Origin of the sequence: Mesorhizobium sp. M0140, from assembly GCF_040322475.1 — a bacterium.
Classification (GTDB): domain Bacteria; phylum Pseudomonadota; class Alphaproteobacteria; order Rhizobiales; family Rhizobiaceae; genus Mesorhizobium.
The window spans coordinates 41,672-52,414 of record NZ_JAMYTM010000038.1 but is presented as its reverse complement, the minus strand read 5'-3'; the positions used below and the strand labels follow the sequence as shown (position 1 = coordinate 52,414).

Below are 10,743 nucleotides of genomic sequence, written 5' to 3'. Positions count from 1 at the left end.
CGCGTTTTTTTTTATACGACCAGGCCCCGCGGGCCCCCCTCTAAATTAACCCCATGACTGGCCCCTCGTTCAAAAAAAAACCGGGGTCCCCCGCCCCGGGCGCCCCCCCCCGCCGGGTCCGTTTTCATGTTCAAAGGACTCGGCCGTCATGGACTCCTATCGCAATTCCGATCCGCGGCCGCCGATCATGCAGGGCTCGCCGCCCGCCATGGTACCGCCGAAGCTCGACTGGGACCGGCCGCCGTGGAACCGCTGGGCGTTCCAGAACATCCGTGAAATTCTGCCGACCGCCGAAGTCTGGCGCGGCAATGGCCATCGCCACCGCTTCGAACGCGCCGAGGCCGATCTCGACGGGCTGACGGTCGAGGACAGCACAGGCGCGCCGACGACGCTCGCCGGGCTGCTCGACGAGACCTATACGGACGGCTTCCTGGTGCTCAAGGACGGCAAGGTCGCCTATGAGCGCTACTTCAACGGCATGGATGAGCGCACGCTGCACCTGTCGCAGTCAATGGCGAAGTCCCTTACCGGTTCGGTGTTCGGCATACTGGTTGGGCGCGGCCTGATCGATCCGGCCAGACCGGTAACGGACTACCTGCCGGAGCTCGGTGTTACCGGCTGGGCCGGCGCCAGTGTGCAGCATGTGCTCGACATGACCAGCGGCGTCCGCTTCTCCGAGGAGTACACCGACCGCTATTCGGACATTGGCCAGGTCGATGTCGCCACCGGCTGGAAGCCGGTGCCGCCGGACAGCGATCCGGCCTTTCGTTGGCCCTCGCACATGTTCGAGCTGATCCTCGGCTTGAAGGACACGATCCGCCCGCACGGGGCTCAATTCGAATACCGCTCGATCGAGACCGACGTGCTTGCCTTGATCATGGAGCGGGTGACGGGCAAACGGCTGCCGCAGGTGGTTTCGGAAGAACTCTGGCAAAAGCTCGGCGCTGATGAAAGCGCCTGCTTCACGGTCGACAGCGCCGGCTATGCGGTGGCCGACGGTGGCTTCAACGCGACGCTGCGCGACTATGGCCGCTTCGGCCAGCTGATCCTCGACAATGGTGGCGGCGTCGTGCCGGCCGGCTGGGTCGAGGCGACGCGCAACGGCAGGCATGGGCCGGACTTCAGCCCCAGCCTGCCGGAGGGCAGCTATCGCAACCAGTTCTGGATCGAGGATCCGCGCTCGCGCGCACTGATGTGCCGCGGCGTGTTCGGTCAGATGATCCATATCGACTGGAACACCGGAATGGTCGTGGTGAAGCTTTCGACCTGGCCGGATTTCGCCAATGGTGCCTATTCCATAGCGACGCTGAAGGCCGTGCACGCTATCGCCACGGCACTTCGCTGAGCCCCCACAAAGAAGAAACGACCGGAAGGAAACGCCATGACCGGCAAGACCGTGTTCGAGACCCGCTATGGCTTCCGGCGCAACCAGGTGGTGCTCGCCAACTGGCGCGAGAACCCCTTCAACCGGTGGTCGTTCCAGAACCTCGGCGAACTGGTGCCGACCGCCCGCGTGGCGGCGACGTCGGGCGTTGTCGAAACCCCCGTGCGCGATATGGGCGGCCTGCTCGGCGAAAAGGTCGCGATCGCCGGCACATCGGAGACAGTGGCTGAATTTCTCGCGCGTTCGAGCACCGACGCACTGACGGTGATGAAAGACGGCAAGATCGTCGGCGACTGGTTCGCCCCGCATATGGATTTCGGCGCCCGCCACATCATCTTTTCGATCAGCAAGTCGCTGACCGCCATCATTGCCGGCATTCTGGAAGGCGAGGGCGTATTCGACCCGGAAGCGCCGGTGACGGCCTACATCCCTGAAGCCGCCGGCTCGGCCTATGGCGATGCGAGCGTGCGGCATGTGCTCGACATGAGCGTCAGCCTCGGTTTCGAGGAAGCCTATCTCGATCCGGAGAGCGCTTTCGCCCGCTATCGTCGCGCCACGCTGTGGAATCCGGGCGGCGGCACGGAGAGCCTGCGCGAATTCATTTTGACCTTGCAACGCCTTGCAGAGCCGCATGGCCAGACCTTCCGCTACCGCTCGCCGAATTCCGACCTGCTCGGCCTGCTGCTCGAGCGCGCGTCGGGCCAGCGGTTCACCGACCTGATGCGCGAGAAGCTGTGGCTGCCGCTCGGCGCTGTCGGCGAAGCCTCGATCGGCGTCGACATGGAAGGCACGGCGCGCACGGCCGGCGGTATTTCGGTGACGCCGCGCGACCTGGCGCGTGTTGGCGAGATGATGCGGCAAGGCGGGGTGGCCAATGGCCGCCGCATCGTGCCGGAAGCCTGGGTGCGCGATACAGTTGCTAGCGGCGGCAGTTCCGACGCTTGGCAGCGCGGCGCGATGCAGCCGCTGTTCCCGAAGGGCCGCTATCGCAACAAATGGTACCAGACGGGCTTGCCGAACGGCGCCTATTGCGGCATCGGCATTCATGGCCAGTGGCTGTATGTCGATCCCAGGACCAAAGTGGTGATCGCCAAGATGTCGTCGCAGCCCGAGCCGGTCGACGATCCGCTCGATGTCGAAATCGTCGCCTTCTTCGAGGCGCTGAGCCGGATGGTCTGATCCTCGCCTGGCCGCCACATTAGCGCGCGCTTTCCTGTGGACCCGCCGGGCTCATGGAAACGCGGCGGTTGGCGGACCGGACGTCTGCGCCTATGGTCGCCACTCTTTGGACGAGAGCAGGTACGACATGGCATCCGACATCAAGCGCATTGCAGCCATCATCGCGGCCGAGATCAGCGCGCGGCCCGAACAGGCGGCCGCGGCGATTGAACTGCTCGATGAGGGCGCGACAGTGCCGTTCGTGGCGCGCTACCGCAAGGAAGTCACCGGCGGGCTCGACGACACGCAATTGCGCGATCTTGCCGAACGCCTTGCCTATCTGCGCGAGCTCGATGCGCGCCGCGACACCATCCTTGGCTCGATCCGCGAACAGGGCAAGCTGACCGAGGAGCTTGAAGGCAAGATCGTCGCCGCCAGCACCAAGGCGGAACTTGAGGACATCTACCTGCCCTACAAGCCCAAGCGCCGGACCAAGGCCGAGATCGCCAGGGAGCGCGGGCTGGGGCCGCTGGCCGAAGCCATCCTGGCGAACCGCTCATTGGTTCCTGCCGAACTGGCGCTGGCCTATGTCAGCGAAGAGGTGGCCGATACCAAGGCAGCGCTCGAAGGGGCGCGCGACATCCTGTCGGAACAATTCGCCGAGAATGCCGATCTGGTCGGAAAATTGCGCAGCTACATGAAGGAGCGCGCCTTCATGCGCGCCAGGGTGGTCGACGGCAAGCAGGAAGCCGGTGCGAAATTCTCCGACTATTTCGACCATGTCGAGCGCTGGGTAAATGTGCCGAGCCATCGCGCGCTGGCGATGCTGCGTGGCCGCAACGAGGAAGTGCTTTCGCTCGACATCGAGGTCGATGCCGATGATACGTCGCCGGTGAAGCCGGTCGAGCGGATGATCGCCAATGCCTATGCCATCGGCGGCAGCCTGCCGGGTGACAGATGGCTGATGGAGGTGGCGGGCTGGACCTGGCGCATTAAACTGTCGCTGCACCTGACACTCGATTTGATGCGCGACCTGCGCGAGCGGGCAGAAGAGGAAGCGATCCACGTCTTTGCCCGAAACCTAAAGGATTTGCTGCTGGCCGCTCCCGCCGGCTCGCGCGCGACGATGGGGCTCGATCCCGGCATCCGCACCGGCGTCAAGGTGGCCGTGGTCGACGGTACCGGAAAGGTGCTGACAACGACGACGGTCTATCCGTTTCCGCCCAGGAATGATGTGCGCGGCACCCAGGCGGAGCTCGCCAAGCTCATCCGGCTGCACAAGGTCGAGCTGATTTCGATCGGCAACGGCACCGGCAGCCGCGAGACGGAAAAGCTGGTCGCCGACATGCTGTCCGACATGCCGGCGGATGGTAGTCCGAAGCCCCTGAAGGTGATCGTCAGCGAGGCCGGCGCCTCGGTCTATTCGGCATCGGCGACGGCGGCGGCGGAATTCCCCGGCCTCGACGTATCGCTGCGCGGCGCGGTGTCGATCGCCCGGCGCCTGCAGGATCCGTTGGCCGAACTGGTCAAGATCGAACCCAAATCGATTGGCGTCGGCCAGTACCAGCACGATGTCGACCAGTACCGTCTCGGCCGCTCGCTGGAAGCGGTGGTCGAGGACGCGGTCAACGCCGTTGGCGTCGACCTCAACACCGCCTCGGCGCCGCTGCTGGCGCGCGTTTCAGGTCTCGGCGCGTCTCTGGCCGACGCGATCGTTGCGCATCGCGATGCGACCGGGCCGTTCGCCAGCCGGAAGGATCTGCTCAAGGTGCCGCGGCTCGGACCGCGGGCCTTCGAACAATCCGCCGGCTTCCTGCGCATCGCCAATGGCAGCGAGCCGCTCGATGCCTCGTCGGTGCATCCGGAGGCCTATGGCGTGGCGAAGAAGATCGTCGCCGCCTGCGGGCGCGATGTGCGGTCGCTGATGGGCGATAGTGCCGCGCTGAAGGCACTCGACCCGCGCGTCTTCGTCGACGAGCGTTTCGGCCTGCCGACGGTGCGCGACATCCTGGCGGAGCTGGAAAAGCCCGGCCGCGACCCGCGCCCAGGCTTCAAGACGGCGACCTTCGCCGACGGCATCGACGACATCAAGGATCTGAAGCCCGGCATGCTGCTTGAAGGCACGGTCACCAATGTGGCCGCCTTCGGCGCCTTTGTCGATATCGGAGTGCATCAGGACGGGCTGGTGCATGTCTCGCAACTGGCCGACCGGTTCATCAAGGACGCGCATGAGGTCGTGAAGGCCGGCGATGTGGTCAAGGTGCGGGTCGTCGACGTCGACATCAAGCGCAAGCGCATCGCGCTTTCCATGCGCAAGGATGGCGGCGAGGGTGGCGCACCGCGTGGCGGGCCACGCGACAATGGTGGCGGCAGGCCGGCACCACGTTCGCCGGCACCGCAGCAACGCCAGCCAGAGCGGCCAGCACAGCAAGGCGCATTCGGTGCTGCCTTGGCGGATGCGCTGAAGCGAAAGTAGCTACCACGCCAGAACGGCCGGCTCCTTCTCGACCTGGCCCAGCAGCCAGTCGCGAAAACTGGCGACTGGCGGATGGCCGCGCTTGTCGTGTGGGACGACGAGATAGTAGGCGCTGCGGCTTTGCATGGGCCGGCCTGGCGCCGGCACCAGCTGGCCGCGCTGCAGTTCGCCTGCAATGAGGATCAGCGGCAGCAGCGCCACGCCGAGCCCCGCCATGCAGGCCTGGGCGGCGGTGCCGAACTGCTCGAACTGCATGCCCGGTCCGGTCGGCGCGCTCAGGCCCTGATGCTCGAACCATTCGGTCCAGGCGCCAGGACGCGTCGCCATGTGCAGCAGCGGCAGGCGGCCGATATCGGCCGGTGAGGCGATGGCGCGGCCGGCGAGGAATTCGGGCGACACGACCGGCGCCACGGTTTCGCGCACCAACAGTGTCGAGTCGGCCTCGGGCCAGTCCGGCAGGCCATAGTGGATGGCGGCATCCAGCCTCTCCCTGGCGAAGTCGAAGCGGCCGACGCGGGTGACGAAGTTGATGGTGATATCGGGATTGTTTTCTACGAAATCGGGGATCATCGGCATCAGCCAGCGCGTGCCGAAGGTCGGCAGAATAGCCAGGTTCAGGATGCCGCTATGCCGATTGCTCATCAATCCAAGGGCTGCGTCACGCAACTGGCCAAGTGCTGAACGCACCGCCTCGGCGTAGATTTCGCCCGATGTCGACAGCCTGACATTGCGGCTGTCGCGTTCGAACAGCCGGCGGCCGAATTGGTCTTCAAGCGATCTGATCTGCCGGCTGACTGCGCCCTGGGTCAAATCGAGCTCCTGGGCGGCAGCGGTGAAACTGCCCAGCCGGGCCACAGCCTCGAAGGCGGCAAGGGCGCTTATGTTGGGCAAAAGGCGGCGTTGGACACTCATGACCCATTCCTAGAGCTCATTGATCGGTGAATCAATTTCGTTTGATTTTTTCGAGGCGCAGGCCGATAGAACGGGCCAACATTTTGCTTCATGCATGTCATCGTTTTGAGCGACATGCATTGGTTTGGGAGAAACGCGATGGCCGCCGACAAGAACGCATTCGTCTGGGAAGATCCGTTCCTGATCGAGGGCCAGCTTTCGGAAGACGAGCGCATGGTGCGCGACGGCGCGGCCGCCTTCGCCGCCGACAGACTGGCGCCGCGGATCGAGGACGCCTACCTCAACGAAACTTTCGATACCGCGATCTTCCGCGAAATGGGCGAGGCCGGCCTGCTCGGCATCAACATCCCCGAGGAATTCGGCGGGCTTGGCGCGAACTACGTCACCTATGGGCTGGTCGCGCGGGAAGTCGAACGTGTCGACTCGGGTTATCGCTCGATGATGTCAGTGCAGTCGTCGCTGGTGATGTATCCGATCTACGCCTATGGCTCGGACGAACAGCGCAGGAAGTACCTGCCCACGCTTGCCAGCGGCGAGTGGATCGGCTGTTTTGGCCTGACCGAGCCGGATGCCGGCTCCGACCCGGGCGGCATGAAGACACGCGCCGAGAGGACAGCCAACGGCTACAAGCTGTCCGGTTCGAAGATGTGGATTTCCAACGCGCCGGTCGCCGACGTGTTCGTCGTCTGGGCGAAGCTGAAGGGCGAGAACGGCAAGGACGAGATCCGTGGCTTCGTGCTGGAAAAGGGCATGAAGGGGCTTTCGGCGCCGAAGATCGGCGGCAAGCTGTCGCTGAGGGCGTCGATCACCGGCGAGGTGGTGATGGAAGGCGTCGAGGTCGGCGAAGACGCGCTGCTGCCCAACGCAAAAGGCCTTGGCGGACCGTTCGGCTGCCTCAACCGGGCTCGCTTCGGCATTTCCTGGGGCTCGATGGGCGCCGCCGAGGATTGCTGGCACCGCGCCCGCCAATACGGTCTCGATCGCAAGCAGTTCGGCAAGCCGCTGGCCGGCACGCAGCTCTACCAGAAGAAGCTGGCGGATATGCAGACCGAGATCGCGCTTGGGCTGCAGGCATCCTTGCGCGTCGGGCGACTGCTGGATGAAGGCAAGATGGCGCCGGAAATGATCTCGATCGTCAAGCGCAACAATTGCGGCAAGGCGCTCGACATCGCCCGCCAGGCCCGCGACATGCATGGCGGCAACGGTATCCAGATCGGCTACCACGTCATGCGCCACGCGCAGAATCTGGAGACGGTCAACACCTATGAAGGCACGCATGACGTGCATGCGCTGATCCTGGGACGGGCGCAGACGGGGATACAGGCGTTTTTCTGAGCCGGCAACCGTTGCTTAAATTAGGTGCACCGCAACATCTCTGCTTGGAGAATGGTCGCCAGATGTGTCAGGGTTCAGCGAAATCGTTTGAAACGCTGAATTCCGGGGCTCCATGGCAATTCTGGCAGCTGTCTACCACCTGACCCACTACAAGTACGACCGGCCGGTGGTTCTCGGGCCCCAGATCATCAGGCTGCAGCCGGCGCCGCATTCCCGCACCAAGGTGCTGAGCCATTCGCTCAAGGTCGAGCCGGCCAACCACTTCGTCAATCTGCAGCAGGACCCCTACGGCAACTTCCTAGCCCGCTTCGTGTTTCCGGAGCCGGTGACGGAGTTGAAGATCGAGGTCGACCTCGTCGCCGACATGACGGTCTACAATCCGTTCGATTTCTTCGTCGAGCCGTCGGCCGAGGCGTTTCCATTCGAGTATCCGGAAGAAATCCGCGACGATCTCGCCATCTATCGCACGCCGGAACCCGCGGGACCCCTGCTGTCCGCGCTGCTGAACACCATCGATCGCAGCGCTGCCAACACCGTCAATTTCCTGGTCGACCTCAATGCGCGGCTGCAGCGCGAGATCGCCTATATCGTGCGCATGGAAACCGGAGTGTTCTCGCCGGAAGAGACCTTGGCCGCGAAAAAGGGGTCATGCCGGGATTCAAGCTGGCTGCTGGTGCAGATCCTGCGCAATCTCGGCATCGCCGCGCGCTTCGTCTCCGGCTATCTGATCCAGTTGAAGCCCGATCTGATCGCGCTGGACGGTCCGCCGGGAACGGCGACAGACTTCACCGATCTGCATGCCTGGTGCGAGGTCTATCTTCCCGGCGCCGGCTGGATCGGCTTCGATCCGACCTCTGGCCTGCTCACCGGCGAAAGCCATGTGCCGCTGGCGGCGACGCCGCATTTCCGCAACGCGGCTCCCATTTCCGGCTTGGCAAGCTTCGCCAATGTCGAATTCGGCTTCGAGATGCGGGTCGACCGCATCGCCGAACATCCGCGCATCACCAAGCCGTTCTCGGACGAAAGCTGGCAGGCTCTCGATGCGTTGGGCAACAAGGTCGATGCCGCTCTCGCGGCCGGGGACGTGCGGCTGACCATGGGCGGCGAGCCGACCTTCGTGTCGATCGACGATTTCGAGTCGGCCGAGTGGAACACCGCCGCCGTCGGTCCCACCAAGCGCGAAAAGGCGGACGAACTGATCCGTAAACTGCGCGAGCGCTTCGCGCCCGGCGGCTTTCTCCACTACGGCCAGGGCAAATGGTATCCGGGCGAAAGCCTGCCGCGCTGGACCTTTTCGCTCTACTGGCGTGCCGACGGCCAGCCAGTGTGGAGCGATCCGTCCCTGATCGCACGCGAAAAGAGCGAGGCCGATATCGGCCCGAAGCAGGCCGAAAGCCTGCTCACCGCGATTGCCGGCGAACTCGGCATCGACAAGACCATGGTCAGCGAAGCCTATGAGGATCCGGCCGAATGGCTGCTCAAGGAAGGCAAGCTGCCCGACAATGTCGATCCGTCCAACTCCAGGCTGGAGGACCCGGAAGAACGCAGCCGCATGGCGAAAGTGTTCGAACGCGGGCTGACCAAGCCGTCCGGCTATGTGCTGCCGGTGCAGCGCTGGAATAGCCAGGCATCGGATCCGCGCTGGCGCTCGGAAAAATGGAAGACGCGGCGCGGCCGGCTGTTCCTGGTACCCGGCGATTCACCCGTCGGCTACCGCCTGCCACTCGGCACGTTGCCCTATGTGCCGCCGGAGCAATTCCCCTACATCGTGCCGGTCGATCCGTCGCTGCCACGCGGACCGCTGCCCGCGCGTGAAGCCATCCTGCCCTCGGCGGCTCCGGCTGAACTGGAAGGTGCCGACGAGATGGCGCGCCGCCAGCAAGCGGCATCGTTCACCGCTGCGACCGGCCAGCAGGACCGGGGCCAACAAGATAGCACCCAGAGCGGCGGCGCGGTGCGCACCGCGCTTTCGGTCGAGCCGCGCGATGGGCGGCTTTGCGTGTTCATGCCGCCGGTCGAGGCGCTGGAAGACTATCTCGAACTGGTCGCTGCGGCCGAGAACGCGGCGAAGGCGATCGGCCTTCCCGTGCATATCGAGGGCTACGGCCCGCCTCACGATCCGCGCCTCAACGTCATCCGCGTCGCGCCTGATCCCGGCGTCATCGAAGTCAACATCCATCCTGCTTCCAACTGGCAGGATTGCGTGGCGACGACGACGGCGATCTATGAGGAAGCACGGCAGACACGGCTTGGCGCCGACAAGTTCATGATTGACGGCCGCCACACCGGCACCGGCGGCGGCAACCATGTCGTGGTCGGCGGTGCGACACCCAATGACAGCCCGTTCCTGCGAAGGCCGGACCTGCTGAAGAGCCTGGTGCTGCAATGGCAGCGTCATCCGTCGCTGTCCTATCTGTTCTCCGGCCTGTTCATCGGGCCGACCAGCCAGGCGCCACGCTTCGACGAGGCGCGTCACGACTCGCTCTACGAGCTTGAGATCGCGATGGCGCAGGTACCGCATCCGGACCAGGGCAACGCACCCTTGCCATGGCTGGTCGACCGGCTGTTCCGCAATTTGTTGACCGACGTCACCGGCAATACGCATCGTTCGGAAATCTGCATCGACAAACTGTTTTCGCCGGACGGACCGACCGGTCGGCTGGGACTGGTCGAATTCCGCGGCTTCGAGATGCCGCCCAATGCACGCATGAGCCTCGCGCAGCAACTGCTTGTCAGGGCGATCATTGCCCGCGCGTGGAAGAGCCCGCTCGATGGCCGCTTCGTGCGCTGGGGCACGTCGCTGCATGACCGCTTCATGCTGCCGCATTATGTTTGGGCCGATTTCCTCGACGTGCTCGACGACCTCAAGCTCAACGGCTTCGAATTCAGGCCCGAATGGTTCGACGCCCAGCTCGAATTCCGCTTCCCGTTCTGCGGCGAGGTTCAGCATGCCGGCATCAAGCTGGAACTGCGGCAGGCGCTCGAACCCTGGCATGTCATGGGCGAGCAAGGCGCGATCGGCGGCACCGTGCGTTTCGTCGATTCCTCGGTCGAACGGCTGCAGGTCAAGACCGAAGGGTTGAATCCGGAGCGCCACGCGATCGTCTGCAACGGCCGTATCGTGCCGATGAAGGTGACGGACAACAGAGAGGTCGCGGTGGCGGGCGTCCGCTTCAAGGCCTGGCAGCCGGCATCGGGCCTGCATCCGGCGCTGCCGGTCAACACGCCGCTGGTCTTCGACATCTATGACCGCTGGTCGGGACGTGCGGTCGGCGGCTGCGTCTACCACGTCGCCCATCCCGGCGGGCGCAATTACGACACCTTTCCGGTCAATGGCAACGAGGCGGAAGCTCGGCGGCTCGCCCGTTTCGAACCGCGCGGCCATACGCCATCCGCCTATGTGATCCGTGAAGAACAACCGGCGGAAGATTTCCCGATGACCCTTGACCTTCGGCGGCCGGCAAGACTCTGATCAGCG

The 10,743-nt window shown here is 64.6% G+C and carries 6 protein-coding genes; 5 read left to right on the top strand and 1 reads right to left on the bottom strand.

The features are described 5' to 3' along the window. Positions 1-148 precede the first annotated feature (148 nt). The 3 genes from NKJ37_RS27795 (at position 149) to NKJ37_RS27785 (ending at position 5,018) form a co-directional block, all read left to right on the top strand. The gene (locus tag NKJ37_RS27795; protein WP_352775890.1) at positions 149-1,345 is read left to right on the top strand and encodes a serine hydrolase domain-containing protein; all 1,197 of its coding nucleotides are present in this window, start codon (positions 149-151) and stop codon (positions 1,343-1,345) included. A gap of 36 nt (positions 1,346-1,381) precedes the next feature. Then, entirely contained in the window at positions 1,382-2,563 is a 1,182-nt protein-coding gene (locus NKJ37_RS27790; RefSeq protein ID WP_352775888.1) for a serine hydrolase domain-containing protein, read from the top strand. A gap of 127 nt (positions 2,564-2,690) precedes the next feature. Further along, a complete protein-coding gene (locus NKJ37_RS27785; RefSeq protein WP_352775885.1) occupies positions 2,691-5,018 on the top strand; it encodes a Tex family protein in 2,328 nt (775 codons plus the stop codon). Here the strand turns inward: NKJ37_RS27785 and NKJ37_RS27780 are convergent, their stop codons facing one another. Then, entirely contained in the window at positions 5,019-5,930 is a 912-nt protein-coding gene (locus tag NKJ37_RS27780; RefSeq protein ID WP_127326690.1) for a LysR family transcriptional regulator, read from the bottom strand. Positions 5,931-6,068: 138 nt separating this feature from the next. On the opposite strand from NKJ37_RS27780, the gene NKJ37_RS27775 reads away from it, so the two are divergent. Together NKJ37_RS27775 and NKJ37_RS27770 are read left to right on the top strand one after the other, a co-directional pair. Continuing rightward, positions 6,069-7,265 (top strand): acyl-CoA dehydrogenase, encoded by a 1,197-nt coding sequence (locus NKJ37_RS27775; RefSeq protein WP_352775883.1) that lies wholly within the window; start codon positions 6,069-6,071, stop codon positions 7,263-7,265. Between the two features lie 112 nt (positions 7,266-7,377). After that, positions 7,378-10,737, top strand: coding sequence for a transglutaminase family protein (locus tag NKJ37_RS27770; RefSeq protein ID WP_352775880.1), 3,360 nt, complete (start codon positions 7,378-7,380; stop codon positions 10,735-10,737). Positions 10,738-10,743 lie beyond the last annotated feature (6 nt).